General features: G+C 67.5%; 14 protein-coding genes. 6 read left to right on the forward strand and 8 right to left on the reverse strand.

Annotated elements, in window-relative coordinates:
- Positions 1–145: 145 nt before the first annotated feature.
- From QXZ94_RS19855 to QXZ94_RS19865, 3 genes are all read right to left on the reverse strand, one after another.
- Positions 146–1,528, reverse strand: coding sequence for a M20 family metallopeptidase (locus QXZ94_RS19855; RefSeq protein ID WP_315721833.1), 1,383 nt, complete (start codon positions 1,526–1,528; stop codon positions 146–148).
- Between the two features lie 1,051 nt (positions 1,529–2,579).
- On the reverse strand, positions 2,580–4,244 hold the full coding sequence (locus tag QXZ94_RS19860; RefSeq protein WP_315721834.1) for a thiamine pyrophosphate-binding protein: 1,665 nt from the start codon (positions 4,242–4,244) through the stop codon (positions 2,580–2,582).
- 202 nt (positions 4,245–4,446) lie between these two features.
- Positions 4,447–5,571 carry an alkene reductase gene (locus tag QXZ94_RS19865; RefSeq protein WP_315721835.1) on the reverse strand — a complete coding sequence of 375 codons (1,125 nt, stop codon included), beginning with the start codon at positions 5,569–5,571 and terminating at the stop codon, positions 4,447–4,449.
- A 102-nt stretch (positions 5,572–5,673) separates the two neighbouring features.
- Here QXZ94_RS19865 and QXZ94_RS19870 point away from each other — a divergent pair, with 102 nt between their 5' ends.
- From QXZ94_RS19870 to QXZ94_RS19880, 3 genes are all read left to right on the forward strand, one after another.
- On the forward strand, positions 5,674–6,063 hold the full coding sequence (locus QXZ94_RS19870) for a winged helix-turn-helix domain-containing protein (RefSeq protein WP_315721836.1): 390 nt from the start codon (positions 5,674–5,676) through the stop codon (positions 6,061–6,063).
- 142 nt (positions 6,064–6,205) lie between these two features.
- Positions 6,206–7,060, forward strand: a complete 855-nt coding sequence (locus QXZ94_RS19875) for an SDR family NAD(P)-dependent oxidoreductase (RefSeq protein ID WP_315721837.1) — start codon at positions 6,206–6,208, stop codon at positions 7,058–7,060.
- Between the two features lie 398 nt (positions 7,061–7,458).
- A complete protein-coding gene (locus QXZ94_RS19880) occupies positions 7,459–9,084 on the forward strand; it encodes a hypothetical protein (RefSeq protein WP_315721838.1) in 1,626 nt (541 codons plus the stop codon).
- On the opposite strand, the gene QXZ94_RS19885 is transcribed toward QXZ94_RS19880, so the two are convergent.
- The 4 genes from QXZ94_RS19885 to QXZ94_RS19900 form a co-directional block, all read right to left on the reverse strand.
- Positions 9,069–10,283, reverse strand: coding sequence for a hypothetical protein (locus tag QXZ94_RS19885; protein WP_315726391.1), 1,215 nt, complete (start codon positions 10,281–10,283; stop codon positions 9,069–9,071). The two genes, QXZ94_RS19880 and QXZ94_RS19885, sit on opposite strands and share 16 nt — an antisense overlap.
- Positions 10,283–11,287: a hypothetical protein gene (locus QXZ94_RS19890; RefSeq protein WP_315721839.1), complete on the reverse strand. Its 1,005-nt coding sequence runs from the start codon at positions 11,285–11,287 to the stop codon at positions 10,283–10,285. The genes QXZ94_RS19885 and QXZ94_RS19890 overlap by 1 nt, the downstream gene beginning before the upstream one ends.
- Before the next feature lie 441 nt (positions 11,288–11,728).
- Positions 11,729–12,004, reverse strand: a complete 276-nt coding sequence (locus tag QXZ94_RS19895; RefSeq protein WP_315721840.1) for a YiaA/YiaB family inner membrane protein — start codon at positions 12,002–12,004, stop codon at positions 11,729–11,731.
- A 55-nt stretch (positions 12,005–12,059) separates the two neighbouring features.
- The gene (locus QXZ94_RS19900) at positions 12,060–12,758 is read right to left on the reverse strand and encodes a PspA/IM30 family protein (protein WP_315721841.1); all 699 of its coding nucleotides are present in this window, start codon (positions 12,756–12,758) and stop codon (positions 12,060–12,062) included.
- A gap of 103 nt (positions 12,759–12,861) precedes the next feature.
- Here QXZ94_RS19900 and QXZ94_RS19905 point away from each other — a divergent pair, with 103 nt between their 5' ends.
- The 3 genes from QXZ94_RS19905 (at position 12,862) to QXZ94_RS19915 (ending at position 15,428) form a co-directional block, all read left to right on the forward strand.
- Positions 12,862–13,488, forward strand: coding sequence for a TetR/AcrR family transcriptional regulator (locus tag QXZ94_RS19905; RefSeq protein ID WP_315721842.1), 627 nt, complete (start codon positions 12,862–12,864; stop codon positions 13,486–13,488).
- A 140-nt stretch (positions 13,489–13,628) separates the two neighbouring features.
- Positions 13,629–15,083, forward strand: a complete 1,455-nt coding sequence (hydA, locus tag QXZ94_RS19910; RefSeq protein WP_315721843.1) for a dihydropyrimidinase — start codon at positions 13,629–13,631, stop codon at positions 15,081–15,083.
- A gap of 87 nt (positions 15,084–15,170) precedes the next feature.
- Positions 15,171–15,428 (forward strand): hypothetical protein, encoded by a 258-nt coding sequence (locus QXZ94_RS19915; protein ID WP_315721844.1) that lies wholly within the window; start codon positions 15,171–15,173, stop codon positions 15,426–15,428.
- 39 nt (positions 15,429–15,467) lie between these two features.
- Here QXZ94_RS19915 and galE read toward each other — a convergent pair whose 3' ends face one another.
- Positions 15,468–16,463 (reverse strand): UDP-glucose 4-epimerase GalE, encoded by a 996-nt coding sequence (gene galE / locus QXZ94_RS19920; protein WP_315726393.1) that lies wholly within the window; start codon positions 16,461–16,463, stop codon positions 15,468–15,470.
- Positions 16,464–16,960: the final 497 nt, after the last annotated feature.

Consider the following 16,960-nt stretch of genomic DNA (forward strand, 5'->3'; position numbering starts at 1 on the left):
GACGCTTGCGACAAATTGCCTGTCGGACGTCCCCTTCGACAAGGCCGACGGGCCTATGCCGCAGCGCCAAACGCGGTGATGGTAAACTACGGAGGCCGCGGGGATGAGGCGACCCGACGAAAGTCGGAACCGCAGCGATTGCTCCTCACAGCGGCTTCCGCAGCTCACCCAGATCCCAGAACAGCCCCGCCATCAGACCCAGCGCCTCCTCCGTGACATCCAGCAGAATGTGCTCGTCCGGCGCGTGCTGCGAGCAGCCGGGATAAGAGTGCGGAACCCACATGGTCGGCATCTTCAGCACGTCGGCAAACACGTCGTTCGGCAGCGAGCCGCCGAAGTTCGGCAGCACGGCTGGCGCCTTGCCGGTGCTCATGCGGATCGAGTCCGCAGCCCATTTGATCCAGGGGCTGTCGATGTCGGCGCGCGAGGCCGCGAAGCCTTGCGTCATGCTGACTTCGATCATCGGGAAGCCGTGCGCGACGAGATGGGCCTTCACGTCTTCGACGATGGTGTCGACCTTGGTGCCGACGACGAAGCGCAGTTGCAACACGGCACGGGCGCGGCCGGGAATCGCGTTCGCCGGCTTGTCGATATTGCCCGAGGAGATCGCCAGCACCTCGAGCGTGTTCCAGGCATACAACCGCTCCGCCGGCGTCAGCCCCTCCTCGCCCCAATTGTCCGAGAGCGCCGGCTCGTCGGCGGTCGGCTCGACCTTCACGTCGGCGAGGATGGCACGGATCGCATTGGTAAGGCGCGGCGGCTTCAGCGAGTCCAGCTTGATGCGGCCTTGGCCGTCGACCAGCGTGGCTATGGCATTGGCGAGGATGGTCGCGGGATTGGCGAGCACGCCGCCCCAATTGCCGGAGTGATTGCCGCCTTCGCGCAAATTGACGTCGAGATGCAGCCGGATGCCGCCGCGGCAGCCGAGAAAGATGGTCGGACGCGCGGTCGACAGCCGCGGGCCGTCGGAGCCGATGAAGACGTCGGCCTTCAGCGCCTCGCGCTTGAGATCGGCGACCTTGGCAAGGTCGGGCGAGCCGATCTCCTCGCCCATCTCGATGATGAACTTGGCATTGAAACCGAGCTTGCCGCCGCGGGCCTCGCGTACCGCGCGCAGTGCCGCGATGTTGATGCTGTGCTGGCCCTTGTTGTCGGCGGTGCCGCGGCCATAAAGCCTGTTGCCGTCCGGCGTCACCGCCCAGGGATCGCGCCCATCGCGCCATTCGCCGGCCATGCCGTCGACGGTGTCACCATGGCCGTAGCTCAGCACTGTCGGGGCGCTGGCGCTCTCGTGATAGGTCGCGATCAGGAACGGCGCACGGCCGCTCGGCGACGGCACGATCTCGGAGGTGAAGCCGAGCTCGGCGAAGGATGGCGTCAGCTCCTTGGTCAGATAGGCGGCGAGCTCGTCCTTGCGCTCGGGATTGAGGCTCTCGGTGCGATAGGCGACCCGGCGGCCCAGCTCGGCCAAGAAGTCACCGCTCGTCAGGCTCTGACGGGCACGGGCGATTGCATCAATCCTGGTCATGGCGCTTTTCCAGTCACAACGAAGGCGGCGTCATATCGGGATCAGGAGGCGAGCGGAAGGGGCTGGCTTTGAATTCAGTGGGACGGCGGGCAAGTCTCGGATTTCGGAACTTGATGAGCGCACCGGTGTCCAGAAGTGCTGCGGCTCGCTCGGTGTACCTCGCCCCGCTTGCGGGTGAGGGGGTACAGGTCTCTCCACAAACGCTTCCCGTGCGGCTGCCCCTCACCCCAACCCTCTCCCCGTGAAGAACGGGGAGAGGGAGCGCACCGTCCAACCGGCGCGAACTCCACTCGATCACTGCTCGGGCTAGCCTCTGAGCTGACTGCTCGCGGCGTCCATCGTCACAAACGTTCTCGTTCTCGCGGTGCGTTGCGCACCCGAGTGATTGCCATGAACACCCTCCCAAGACAGAGGGCGCGGGGAATGCCGGGTGAAGGCCTCACCCATGGCCCGCCTGCAGAAAGATAAGCAGGCGGCAGTCACCACAGGTTCAGCCGAACATCCGGCATTCCCCGCGCGACGGTTTTCACGCTTATCGCGAGCTCTCCCCGGTGTCCGGCTTGATAGCCACCCTCATCGGCGGGATCATCCCCCGTCGACTTGGCACCAGCGTCGGGGTGCCAGGACCACACGCCTTCACGTCCGCCAGATGCCGTTCGTCGGCGCAGGCTTCCCCACGCTGCGGCATGCCGACAGCCGTCGCTTCCCCACCTCGCGTGTCGTGACGATCGCGATGCGCCCCTCCGTGGGAGGCGGGATTTCGGAAATAAAGCATATATTCGGGTATTCGTAAAGCGATTTGTTGGAGGCTGTTTGTGAGGTCGTCATTCCGGGGCATCCAAGTGCGGGACGGCAAAGCCGTCCGGCACTTGGATGAGCCCGGAATCCATAGCCACAGGCGGTCATGAGGAGAGACAGAGGTCATGTCCATCCCGCTTCCAGAAATCCGACTGTGAGTATGGATTCCGGGCTCACGCGGGTCGTGGACCCGCGTGCCGCGGAATGACGACTGTGGTCGTGGATGGACCGCCCCTCTCAGCTTGACGCCTGCTCAATTCACCGCGTTGCTGACCATCACCTCGATCAGCTTGGCCCCGGGACGGCGGAAGGCGTCGGAGAGTACGGGCTTCAGCTGACCGGGATCGCTGATCCGCATCGACTCGCAGCCGAGCGACTTTGCCAGCCCGGCGAAATCGACCGGCGGATCGACAAAGTCCATGCCGATGTAGTTGTCGTCGCCGTGGAACGACAGCAGCCGCTGCTTGATGATGCGGTAGCCGCCATTGTTGACGATGACGACCGACAGCGGCAGCTTGTGATGGGCCGCCGTCCACAGCGCCTGGATCGAGTACATCGCGCTGCCGTCGCCGGAGTAGCACACCACCGGGCGGTCGGGATTGGCCAGGCTGACGCCGACCGAGGCCGGCAGGCCCCAGCCGATGCCGCCGGAGGCGAGGCCGTGATAATTGTAGCGGTCGCGATACGGCCACAGCGCCGTCATGTAGCGCGCCGAGGTCAGGCCCTCGTCGACCAGGATGCCGTGCTCCGGCATCGCCTCGGCGACCTGCAGCGCCAGATAGTCGGGATCGATCGGCGCCTTGTCGCGCGCCGTTTCGATCTGCGCCGTCAGCGTCCGGCGTCGCGCGCTCCAGTTCTTCGAGGACAGCTCCGCGACGCGCGCCTGCGCCGTGGCTTGCAGGGCCGAGCCGCCGAGTTCGCGCAGCCGCGGGGTGAGTTGCTGAAGGGTCTCGCGAACGTCGGCCTTGAGCGCAATCTCGGCGCCGAAATTCTTTCCCAGCTCCCAATCGACCAGACCGATCTGCACGATCGGCAGGCCCTCCGGCAACGGCTCGATCTCGCTGTGGACGGACATCCGCAAGGGATCGGCGCCGAGCACGATCAGCAGATCGTGCGGAGCGAGCAGATCCCGCACCTGCTTCTGCGCGCGCGACAGCGAGCCGATGTAGCAGGGATGCTCGGACAGGAAGTGCGCGCCATAGGGCGCGGACTGCTGATGCACCGGAGCACCTAACACCGACGCGAACTCGGCGGCAGCCTGCAGCGCATCGCTCTTGACGATCTCGTCGCCGGCGATGATCACCGGCCGCTGCGCCTTCAGAATCCGCTGCGCCAGCGCCTCCAGCGCCGCCGCCGACGGCTGCACGCGGGCATCGACTCGCGTCGAGCGGCCGAGCTCGATGCCGGCCTCGGCATTGAGGATGTCGCCGGGCAACGAGATGAACACCGGCCCCGTGGGCGGCGTGGTCGCGACCTTGGCAGCGCGGCGGACGATGCGCGGCAGGTCCTCGAGCCTCGTCACCTCGACCGCCCATTTCACCAGCGGCTCGGCCATGCGCACCAGCGGGCCATAGAGCAGCGGCTCCATCAGGCCGTGGCCCTGCTCCTGCTGGCCGGCAGTCAGGATCATCGGCGTTCCCGTGAACTGCGCGTTGTAGAGGGCGCCCATCGCATTGCCGAGGCCGGGTGCGACATGGACGTTGCAGGCGACGAGGCGGCCGGACGCGCGGCTGTAGCCGTCGGCGATCGCCACCACGAGGCTCTCCTGCATCGCCATGACGTAGGTGAGATCGGGATGATCCTTCAGCGCGTGCATGACCGGCAACTCGGTCGTGCCGGGATTGCCGAACAGATGCGTGATGCCCTCGTCCTTGAGCAGCGCGAGGAAGGCCGAGCGTCCGGCGGTGCGGTTTTTCATGAGGCTTGCTCCGAGCAATGCGGCCTTGTTTGTTATGGCAAACTCTCACCGCGTCATGGCCGGGCTTGTCCCGGCCATCCACGTCGGTCGGCACGCGTGGAAGGACGTGGATGCCCGGGACAAGCCCGGGCATGACGACGTGGAAGCAGACGGGCGAAAAGCTTGGATCCTGGCTCTTCGCAATGACGGTGGAAGGAGCGGACTACGCGTTCACCGTCGCGTCATACACCGGATAATCCGTGTAGCCCTTCTCCTCGCCGCCGTAGAAGGTCGGGCGGTTGTAGGGCGTCAGCGGCCAGCCGTGCTGCAGGCGTGCGGGCAGGTCCGGGTTGGAAATGAAGTAGCGACCGAAGGCGATGGCGTCGGCCTGGCCGCCGGCGATGGCGGCTTCGGCCGGCTCGCCGGTGAAGCCGCCGGCACCGATCAGCACGCCCTTCCAGATCGGTCGGAACAGGGCAATCGCCGACGGCACGTTCTGCCAGTTGACGTCGGCGCGGCCAGCGCCGGAGGAGCGCGGCTCGATCAGGTGCAGATAGGCGATGCCGAGCTTGTTCAGCGCCTCGATCGCGTGCGTATAGAGCGGCATCGGATCGGCCTCGCCGGAGCCGTTGGCGATGCCGTAGGGCGACAGCCGCACGCCGACCTTATCGGCGCCGCAGGCTGCGATCACGGCCTGCGTCACCTCGAGCAGGAAGCGGCAGCGGTTCTCGATTCCGCCGCCATAGCGGTCGGTGCGCTGGTTGCTGCGGCTCTGCAGGAACTGCTCGATCAGATAGCCGTTCGCGCCGTGCACCTCGACGCCGTCGAAGCCCGCGGCGATGGCGTTGCGCGCAGCCTGGCCGTAGGCCGCGACCAGCGCGGGGATCTCGTCGGTCTCGAGCGCACGCGGCGTCTCGTAGGCTGCGAGCTTGCCGTCAGCCGTCATCGCCTTGAGATCGTCGCCGATCGCGATCGCCGACGGCGCCACCGGCAGCGCGCCGCCGGGCTGGAACGAGGAATGCGACACGCGGCCGACATGCCACAGCTGCAGGAAGATGATCCCGCCCTTGGCATGCACCGCATCGACGACCTGCTTCCAGCCGGCGACCTGCGCCTCGCTGTAGATCCCGGGCACGTTCGGACTGCCGGTGCCGGTCGGCAGCACCGGCGAGGCTTCGGCAATGATCAGTCCGCCCGGCGTCGCGCGCTGCGCGTAGTATTCGACGTTGAGCGGCCGTGGCGCGAGCGTGGCCTTGTCGGCGCGCATCCGTGTCAGCGGCGCCATCACGACGCGATGCTTCAGGCGATAGGGACCGATGTGAAGCGGTGAAAACAGTGCAGCCGGCATTTCTCCCCCAATTTCATTCGACCATGCGCCGATTGCGGTCATCTTGTTCGCAAAAGCTGGTAGTGGCAATGTCCGCCAGCCCCTTGCGCGAGCAGACCATCCATGCCGAAACCGACCGCCCTGCCGTCCCTCAGCCTGCGCATCGACCTCGATGATGGCAGCCGGATCGGGCCGGGCAAGATCACGCTGCTCGAGAACATCGAGCGCCACGGCTCGATCTCGGCGGCGGGGCGCGCGATGGAGATGTCGTACAAGCGGGCGTGGGATCTCGTCGACGAGATCAACCGGGTATGCCGCCAGCCGGCAGTGGCGCGCCAGACCGGCGGCCGGAACGGCGGCGGCGCGGCGCTGACCGCATTCGGCGAGCAGCTGGTCGAACGTTACCGCCGCATCGAGCGCGACGCGGCCTCGGCCGTCAGGAAGGATCTCGCGGCACTGCGCAGCGATATCGAGAAGCCGAGGAAGGACCGCGGCAGCAAGGCCGTCTCATAGCCGCCCCAGGCGCGCGGCTGCAACCGGGCGGCGCCGTCTCGCGTTGCAACCATGAGAGCGGCCATGCGATCGGCCGAATGATCTTGCGGCCGTGTCCAGACGTCATAGACCATTCATCCATCATCCTGCCGGAGAAGCTGCCGTGCCCCACCCTGCCCTGTCTGCCGATCATACTGCCGTCGTCACCGGAGGCGCCTCCGGCATCGGCCTCGCCGCCGCGCTGCGCTTCGCCGGGCTCGGCATGAATGTCTGCATCGCCGACGTCGACGAGGCGCGCCTGCGCGAGTCGGCCGCACGGCTGACAGCGGCCGCGACGCGCGGCGAGGCTGCGGTCATGACGGCCAAGGTCGATGTCAGCAGCCGAGCCAGCGTGGCCGCGCTCGAGCAGGCGGTGCGCGCGCGGTTCGGCACGGTCGACGTGCTGATGAACAATGCCGGCATCCAGCCGGGCAGCAGGATGTTCGGCCCGGAGGACAATTGGCAGCGCATCCTCGGCGTCAATCTGTGGGGCATCATCCACGGCTCGCAGGTGTTTGCAGCGAACATGATCGCGCAAGGACGACCGGCGCTGATCATCAACACCGGCTCCAAGCAGGGCATCACCACGCCGCCCGGCGATCCCGCCTACAACGTCTCCAAGGCCGGGGTGAAGGCGTTCACCGAGGCGCTGCAGCACGAGCTGCGCAGCACGCCAAACTGCCAGGTGACGGCGCATCTGTTCATCCCCGGCTTCGTGTTCACGCCGCTGACCGCCAATGGCCGGATCGAGAAGCCTGCCGCCGCATGGACGCCGGAGCAGACCGTCGACTTCATGCTGGACCACGTCGCGGCCGGTGACTTCTACGTACTGTGCCCCGACAACGACGTGCCGCGCGCGCTGGACGAGCGGCGCATCCTGTGGGCGGCCGGCGACATCGTCGAGAACCGGCCGCCGCTGTCGCGCTGGCACGCCGACTACACCGACGCGTTCGCGGCCTTCGTAAAGAAATCGCCATGATCGGGCCACACCGCCGCATCGCAGTGTGACGTCGGATGGCGCCCCTTGCGGGTTCCCGACGCGTCGGATCGCCGCAAAGGCGGCCGGCGCATCGCCCGCCTCCGTCGCGAGGCGCCCAATCGTGGCGAAGAAATCTCTTGCAACAATTGCATTTGCGGCCACGGCCGCGCCGCGCCCGCCGTTTGCGACGTTCGCGGCGGGGGATTCGTCAAGCGTAGCAGGGATGGCCGACGCCCGCCCGACGCCGCACGACAATCTGACGCAGAGGCATTCCACAATGCTTGCGCGAAGCGGCCACGAAGCAGGCGGCAAATGGCATGACCACCCGCACCACATCCGCCGCGACGCCTTGCGCCGGCGGACATGCGTCGGTGCGCAGCCATGGGAGTACGTCGGTCATGTCGCGCCATCACCACCATCATCACGACAGTCACCACGAACACCATCATCACGACCACCACCATCATCACCACCACAATCATCACAATCATCATTGCCAGCCGGCGCCGCAGCCCCCCACGCCGCCGACACCGACGCCTCCGACCCCGACGCCGCCCGCGCTCGGCTTTGTCGATCTCGGCGTGGTGTTCAACGACGCGACGCGGTTTCTCGAAGGCGGGCTGTGGCGCAACGTGGTCGACGAAGGCGGCCAGGGGCTCGGCAGCGTCTACAACTACACGGGCGATCTCACCGTGATTCAGGACGGCCTGAAGGCCATGGTCGCGGCCGGCCAGTTCTGCGGCCAGACGCTCACCAGCGTCAACAAGATCCTCGCCGACATCGCGATCGCGCAGGATGCCGCGATGGCTTCGGTGACCGGCGGCGGCGCGTTCGGCAGCATTGCCGCGGCGGAGACCGCGCTGCGCAACGCGCATCTCGACATCATCAACGTCGTCAACAATGATGCGACGCTCGCGGCCAAGGCCACCAATGCGGACGGCGTCACCGGCTTCCTGCAAGTGCCGGCGCTGCTGCCAGAAGGCGTGACGGCCGCAACCGCCGCCAAGGGCACGCTGGCCGAGCTCGGCCTGATCTTCAACGATGCCGCCAACCGGCTGCTCGGCGGCGTCAACGACAGCAATGTCGACGTCATCCAGGACGACGTCGATGCGCTGATCGCCGGCCTCAATGCCCTGGTCGCCGCCAATCCGCTGCAGTTCGGCGGCCTCACCGGCGTGCATGCGCTCGCCATCATCGACCAGCTGGCGCTGGTCAACACCCACATCAACGGCGCGGCGGGCAATGTCGATATCGGCCGCGCGCTGAACGACGACTTCCTCGACATCATCGACATCGTCGCCGGCGACACCAACCTCGCCAACATGGCGCAGCAGAACGGCCTCAACGGCTGGACCGGCTTCGGCGATTTCCTCAATCCGACGCCGGCCTATCAGGACAACCAGGCGCAGACCGATTTCTGGGCCATGTTCATCGCCCAGTCCAACGCGCTCGGCAAGGCGGCGATCGCCGCCGTCAATGCCGGCGATGCCGCGGCGATGGCCAAGGTCACCGCCGACCTGATGGTGTTCAAGAAGGACGTCACCGATTTCGACGCGGCGCAAGGCGGCATTTTCCAGGCTCGCTTCGACAACGAGCTGCTCGGCGACCAGAGCACGCTCGGCGCGGAGATCGCCAAGATCCTCGAGGGCTTCCAGACCGGCAACAAGGCTCTCGTCGCCGCGGCCGCCGACCAGATGCACCAGAACGCGGCCGATGTCGGCGGCAACAACATTCCGGTCAATGGCGGCGATTATGATGTCAACGGCACCACGATCGCGCAGGTGCTGGCGACCACGGGCGGCGCTGCGGCCGCCATTGCCAGTGCCGCGGATGCGAGCGCCGATACCGCGGCCGTGCTCGCGGACATTCTGGCCGCGCCGGCCTCGAACGTGATCATGCTGCCGACGGCGGCGCACGTCTCACAGGTCAGCGCAGGCGCAGCGGCGGCCGTCATCGATGCGCAGCTCGTGGAGGCCCCGGTGATCGACATGTCGCACCATCAGCATCATCACATGTGGGCGTGATCCGCGGATGCCTCGGGCGCCTGCAGCAGCAGGCGCCTGACCAGCGCGAGCGCGGTTTCCGTGGCCGGATCAGCCGCAATCACCGAGACCGCGAGCACGATGAGATCGACCGGCTGGTGCGACAGCACGATCACATGCGTCGCATGCCGCGCATTCATCAGCGCCACCATGCGCTCGACGGCAGGATCGGTCGCGGGCAGCCCCCAGGGCGCATCGGCCCGGCGCAGCACGCGTCGTGACGCGAGAAAGTCGCGCAGGACGGGCGGATCGTAGCCGGCCAGCGCGGGCTCGCGACAGCGGCGCGCGCTTTCGAAGACCGGCTGGCGGGTGAGCTCGGCAATCAGCTCGTCGCGCGTGATGGCGGTCGATGCGCCGATCGAATCCAGGACGCCCGGCTCGCGCGCCTCCAGCACCGCGCGCAAGGCATCGCCCATCAGCCCGATCGTGAGCACGCCGGCGATCGCCACCGCGCAGAACCGCGTGAGTTGCGTTGCGTCGACGTCCGGCGACAACGCGGCCGCGGCGGCGCCGAGCAAGGCGGCCCCCGAGATCCGCAGCAATGTCAGCCACACGCCCTGGCGCTGCGCCTCGGCGCTCGCGCCGGCGATCAGGATCGCGGTCACGGCCAGCAGCGCGCCGAGCGCGCCGAGCCGCACCGGCATGCCCGGCGCCAGCACGCGGAAATCGGTGATGATGAAGGGAATGACGATGAGGGCGCCGAACGCGACACGATCGATGGCGCGATTCTCCCAGGCCAGGAGGCTCGGGCGATCGCGACGGAGCAGCAGGACGGCGCAGACGGCGAAGCCCGCGAGCTGAAAGGCCGACAACACCATCGTGTGGTGGTTTTCGAGCTCCACCGGGCCAAGCGCACCGGCCAGGGCGAGCACGAGGCCGCCGAGCACCGTGGCGACCTTCAGCCCGCGATGGACATGCCTGCGCAGCAGGCCCTCGGTCACGATCACGGCGCCGAGCGGGATCAGCGCCGCCGGGATCAACGAGATGCGGTCGAGCGTCGCGCTGTCGGTCCACCAGGCGATGCCGCGCAGCAGAAACAGCGCGGCGACGACGGCCAGCAGCGCCACCAGCCGCGCCGTCAGCGGTCCCCTGGGATCGCGCCGATGCAGCGTGGCGGCGGCAACCGCAAGGCCGATCGCGCCGCAGAGATTGACGACGGAATCGGCGACCACGCCCGGCATCATGGCACGGCCTCGCTGGACGGCCGACGCGGACGCAGGGTGCCGAAGGCCCTGGTGTCGTCGAGCCAGTGCAGCAGCGGCAGGATCATCCGCTGCAGCGCCAGCACGGCCGAGGTCGCCAGCAGCGCCGGCACCGAGCCGGAGGGGATCTCGCGCAGCAGATAGCGCCGGGCGGCGGTGAGATCGATGCGGCCGAGTTGCAGCAGGTCGTCGCCCCTGAGATAGTCGAGCTCGCGTGCGCAAAATTCGTTGTAGACGTCGTCGCGGTGCTTGGGCGCGTCGTCATACGTCTTCTTCAGCGCATCCGAGCCCCCGGTATAGGCATTGGTGATGACGAAGCGCGCCTCATCGAAGCCGGCTTCGTCGCCGACGCCGAACACGGCGCGATGTCCTCGCATGATGCCGCGCGCAAGCTGCAGGTGATCGAAGCTCTGCCGCGCCTCGGACTGCGGCGACGGATAGACGTCGGAGAAGGTCTCGCAGACCATGCCGGCCACCGCCGGCACCTGGGTGACGTTGGAGATCCATTTCGGCCGCAGGCCATCGCGGATGAACAGCAGCAAGGTGGTGAGACCATAGAGCACGCCGGACAGGCCTTTGCCGCGCGCCTCGGGATCGACCATCACGAGGCCAAGATGGATCACGTCCTGGGTGTCGCCATCGCGCGCAACCTGCATCACCGCGAGCGCGTTGAACGCAATCGGCCGGCCGCTCGCCGCGTCGGAGACCAGCGTGATGATGGCGCGGGCAAGCGCCTCGCGCCGCCCTGAGAAGATGCCGTAGGTGAGATCCCCCGCCGCAAGCGTCTTGCCGGCGATGCTGCGGAGGTCGGCGACCAGCGCGGCCAGCGCCGCGTCATCCAACGTCGTGCCCGGGCTCTCGACGATGCGCGTGCGCAGGTCGGCATGGGTGCGCAGCGACAGGTCCATCGCCTCCTGCCCCAGCGCTGTCAGCCAGAAGCCGATGTTCGCTCGGATCCGCCTGGCCGCTGCGACGATGTTCATTCCCCTCATCCGCCCGGCGCCAACGCAGCTGGCTCGCCGGAGCCTTGCCTGCCTTTCGCGTCATATGCGCCGCGGGCGTTAACACGCGATCACGCCGAGCGGCCAGGCCGTCAGCACGGTAAACGCAGCTTGAACGATGGTCGTTGCAACAAAGTCTGCCCGTGTGTGGCTGCCCCTCACCCCAGCCCTCTCCCCGTGAAGAACGGGGAGAGGGAGCAGACCGGCGCCGTAGCGTTGGCCGTCGCCCATCAGTCCTAGTGTGTCGATCAATTCTTGCTCGGAGAGCAATCCATCATACTGACGCCGATTCATCAGCGCAGACTGCCCACTCCGGTCGGACTGCGCTCCCTCTCCCCGTTCTTCACGGGGAGAGGGTTGGGGTGAGGGGCGCCCCGCGCACCGGCCTCTCCTGGAGGGCAAAGAGAGGCCAAGAGCCACGCCTCACGCCGCCTTCGACACCTCCATCAGCAGGCGCTCGGCGCGGGCGTCCTCGATGCGGTTGACGAGCTTGCCGCTCTCGTGGCGGTCCCGCAGCGTCTTGGTCAGGGTGACGCAGGTCTGCACCAGCATGACGATCCCCATCGTCAGATAGCCCTTCATCCAGAGATCGATCGGCATGAAGAAGACGCCGAGCGCGACGAGGAAAGCGGACGCGCCGAAAGAGGCGTAGGAGAAGGTGATGAAGGCGCTGCTGTGGGGCTGGGTGTTCTGGTTCATGGTCGGCTCCTTTGGATTTCGGTTGGTTGCGTTGGGAAACGGGAAATGACGAAAATCAGTTGGCCGGAGCAGTGCGGCCGGCCTTCAGCCGCGCCAGTACGTCGTCCGCCGTGGTCTTGATGCGCGGGCCGAAGCCCTGCTCCGCGAGCTTCTCGGCCGTGGTGATCGGGCCCGTGGCGGCGTCGAGCTCCATCAGCGCCTCGTCGGCAGCCTGGGCCTCCATCTGCCGCTCGCGCAGCCGCTTCAGGGTCGCCTCGGCCTCGGGCAGCGTGCACTCGTAGGGACGCGCGGCCTCGATACCGCCGCGGCGCAGATTCCGCACCGCCTCCGCGGCACGCGCGATGCGCCGGCCGCGGTCGAGCTCGGCGATGCGCGCCTCGGCTCCCGACACGTGCTTCTTCAAGCGCGCGATCTCGGTGGCGAACAGCGCCCGCGCGGTCTTGGCGGCATCGCGCTCGGCCTCGAGCCCGGCGATCGCCTGAGCCGCCTCGCGGGCCAGATCCTCGCGGCCGCCATCGAGCGCGGCGGTGGCGCGCACCTCGAGATCGGTGATCCGGGCCAGCGTGGCCTCGAGCCGCTTGCCCTCCTGCTGGTCCTGCGCGATGGCCAATGCCAGCGCGCGCTTGCTGCGCTCGACGGCTGCGGCCGCATCGCGCATCTGCTGATCCAGGATCACCAGCGCGGTCCGATCCTGCAGCTCCTCCTCCGCGACGGCGACGGTGCCCCGAAACAGCGTCAGAACGGTCTTGAACATTGTGAACTCCCTGTTATGAGCATCGCTCATGGGTTTTCTTGTAGCGCAAACCTGAGCGTTGCTCAAGAACTATTTTGAGCATCGCTCAATATTTTGGTGACCGATGTCCAAGACACTGGAAAGACGAGCGAAACAGCGCGATTCCCTGATCGAGGCGGCCGAGCGGATGGTCCGGACCAGGGGTCTGGCCGGCCTGAAGACGCGCGATCTCGCCCAGGAGATCGGCGTTGCCAATGGCGCCGTCTACAACCTCGTCGCCGATGTCGACGAGCTGGTGCTGATGGTCGGCTCGCGCACCCTGGCGCGGCTCGACGCCGATCTGTCGGCGGCCGAGAGCGCCGGCCCGCCCGGCCCGGAGGCGGCGCTGGTGCGCATCGCGATTGCCTATTGCGATTTCGCCGCTCACAACCTCGAGCTATGGCGCGCGCTGTTCGAGCATCGCATGCCGGCCGACAAGCCGCTGCCGGACTGGGCGATCGCCGACCAGATGCACCTGTTCCGCCACATCCACCAGCCGCTGGCCGCGCTGTTTCCGCAGCGCTCGTTCGACGACATCAGCGTCACCGCACGCAGCCTGTTCTCGGCCGTCCACGGCATGGTCGCGCTCGGGCTGGAGCAGAAGCTGATCGCCGTGCCCGTGGCGGCGCTCCGCGAGCAGATCGCGACCATGGTGAAGGCGATGGTGACCGGGCTGGTGGCCAATTCGCCGGAGCCGGGCCATGCGCTGTGACGCTTTTCACATGCCAGACTGCGGCCTCCACTCGCGCTCGCCTCTGAACACAATTTCATCAGCGCGCCCCGGCTCGCCCTTGATAGATTGACGACGGCGGCACGCTGTTGCCGCATCGAGCGATCGGAGCAACCCAACCCATGTCACTGTTCATCCGCGGCGGCACGGTGGTGAACCATGATCATTCGCGGCGCGCCGACGTCCTGATCCAGGGCGGGAGCATTCTCGCCGTGGGCACCGCGATCGAGCCGCCGCTGTCGGCCGAGGTGATCGATGCCGGCGGCTGCTACGTGCTGCCGGGCGGCATTGATCCGCACACCCATCTCGAGCTCGGCTTCATGGGCACGGTGTCGGCCGACGATTTCGAATGGGGCACCAAGGCGGGGCTGTCAGGCGGCACCACGATGGTGGTGGATTTCTGCATCCCCGATCCCGGCCAGTCGATGCTCGCGGCCTATCAGGATTGGCGGCGCAAGTCGGAGAAGGCAGCGGCCGACTATGGCTTCCACATGGCCGTGACCTCCTGGTCGAAACAGGTGTTCGATGAGATGGAGATCGTCGTCCAGACCTACGGCATCAACACCTTCAAGCATTTCATGGCCTACAAGGGCGCGCTGATGGTGGACGATGACGAGCTCTACAATTCGTTCGCGCGCTGCGCGGAGCTCGGCGCGATGCCGCTGGTCCACGCCGAGAACGGCGACGTCGTGGCGCGGATGCAGGAGGCGATGCTGGCGCGCGGCATCGACGGGCCGGAGGGCCACGCCTTCTCGCGGCCGCCGGAGGTCGAGGGCGAGGCGACCAGCCGCGCCATCATGATCGCCGACATGACCGGCGCGCCGCTCTATGTCGTGCACACCAGCTGCCGCCAGTCGCATGAGGCGATCGCCCGCGCCCGCGCCGCCGGCCAGCGGGTCTATGGCGAGCCGCTGATCCAGCATCTGCTGCTCGACGACAGCGAGTATCGCGCCGCGGACTGGGACCAGGCCGCGGCCTGCGTGATGTCGCCGCCGTTCCGCGACCGGTCGCATCAGGACAGCCTGTGGGCCGGGCTGCAATCGGGCTCGCTGCAAGTGGTCGCGACCGATCATTGCGCGTTCACCCTGGCACAGAAGCGGCTCGGCCGCGGCGACTTCCGCAGGATCCCGAACGGCACCGGCGGACTCGAGGACCGCATGCCGCTGCTGTGGAGCGCGGGCGTCGCCACCGGGCGGCTGACGAAAGAGGAGTTCGTCGCGGTCACCTCGGCGAACATCGCGCGCATCCTCAACGTCTTCCCGCGCAAGGGCGCCATCATGGCCGGCTCCGACGCCGACCTCGTGGTGTGGGACCCGGCCGCGCACAAGACCATCAGCGCGAGCAAACAGGTCAGCCGTATCGACTACAACGTGTTCGAAGGCTTCACCTGCACCGGCGGGCCGGCGGTGACGGTGTCGCGCGGCCGCATCGCCTGGCGCGACGGTGAGCTGCGCGCGGACGCCGGCGACGGCCGCTACGTCGAGCGGCCGGCTTTCCCGCCGGTGCATGTCGCCAATTCCACCTGGAAGGAGATCACCGCGCCACGAGGCGTCGCGCGCGACATGATCACGCCATGATCGACGCTTCAAACTATGCGCGGCCCGGCGGCATTTACCGGGCGGAAACCGTTGCTGGCGTTGAATGCGAGTATGGCACAGTTGCGCATGGAAGTTCGCGATTCGGCCGGCACCAAGCTGCCGGGCTATGGCGACGCATTCTTCGACCTCAGGCTCCCCGGCGATCACTGCCGCGTGGCGCAAACCCTGCTCCGGATGATCCGCGGCGACGATCACCGCTCACCGGTTCACAGCGTGCACTTCTTCCGCGACGACGCCGAGATCGGCCGCTGGTCGGTCGAGGACGAGCACGTGGAGATGACGGTGATGGACGCCTTCGCGCACACGCCGCCGGCGGCGGCGTAGCCTCCTCGGCGCCGAAGGACCTCTCCTGACCGCAGCGCCTCACGCGCGGCGCGGATGCGCGCTCTGGTGCCACGCCCAGGCCGAGCGGATGATGGTGGCGAGATCGGAGCGCTTCGGCATGAAGCCGAGCTGCTGCGCGGCGCGGCGGCAATCGGCAACCAGGATCGGCGGATCGCCGGCGCGGCGTTCGCGCACCACCAGCGGCACGTGCTCGCCGGTTTCTTCGCGGATCGCATCGACCACCTCGCGCACCGAATGGCCGCGGCCGGTGCCGAGATTGTAGGTCCCGCCGGCATCCCCCGCCAGCAACCGCTCCAGCGCGGCAATGTGAGCGGCGGCAAGGTCGTCGACATGGATGTAGTCGCGCACCGCGGTGCCGTCGGGCGTGTCGTAATCCGTGCCGAAGATCGCAAAATCCCCGACATGGCCGAGGATCGCCATCAGCGCGCGCGGAATGAGATGCGTCTCGGGATCGCGCAGCTCGCCGATCCGTCCCGCTGCGTCGGCGCCGCAGGCGTTGAAATAGCGCAGTGCCGTCGCCGACAGCCCGTAGGCCGCGTGATAATCGGCCAGGATCTGCTCGATCATGTATTTGGAGCGGCCATAGGGATTGACGGCCCGGCCGGCCGCGCTTTCCGGAATCGGATCCGGTCCGGCCTCGCCATACACCGCGCCCGTCGAGGAGAATACCAGCCGCCGGCAGCCGGCCTCGCGCATGCCCTCCAGCAGGCCCAAGGCGCCGGCGACGTTGTTGCGATAATATCTCTGCGGGTCGACGACGGATTCGCCGATGGCGCTCGATGCCGCGAAGTGCATGACTGCCTGGACGTCGTAGCGCCGGATGGTCTCCGCGACGGCGCGGCTGTCGGCGATGTCGCCCACCACCAGCGGCCCCCATTGCGCGAAGCTGCGATGGCCGGTCGACAGATCGTCATAGCAGACCGGCGTGAAGCCGTTGTCGGCGACCGCCTTGCAGCAGTGAGCGCCGATATAGCCGGCGCCGCCGGCGATCAGGATCGCGCCCTTCGTTCCCATGCGTCGCGACGCCTTCGTCCCGGAGATGAAGTGGTGAAGCCCGAACGCAGCACGCGCCGCAGCATAGGTCGGGGTTGCAGCGGAGGCAAATGCAGGTGCCAAGGCGCCCGCTGCGAAGCTCCATCTCGGCAATGCCGTTCATCGCTACAACCGCGCGAGCGGAGATCGATTAACCTCCGCAGTCCCAGGCGTGGCTGACGATGAGAGGTCGATGCCGGATGTTGTTGGCATTGCAGCCGCAGCGGCGACATCTAGCCGTGAACAAGTCCCGTACCGTGAGTCGCGGCTGATTCGGACGCGGTTCGTTCCAGCCGCGTTCCGAACGTTAACGGCCACGCGCAGCAGCGTCGCATTCCGGGACATCGCGCCCGCGCCGGTTGCAGAGCCGGTCTAGGCCAGCATCTCCAAGCGCGAACCTGGTGTGAAGCAGTGCCGTCACGACCGCTGGCCGGCCGAGCGTGCAAGTTCCATTCGGCGCCCCGGATATCGGCGGACCT

Origin of the sequence: Bradyrhizobium sp. SZCCHNS2022 (genome assembly GCF_032377575.1) — a bacterium.
Lineage (GTDB): Bacteria > Pseudomonadota > Alphaproteobacteria > Rhizobiales > Xanthobacteraceae > Bradyrhizobium > Bradyrhizobium aeschynomenes.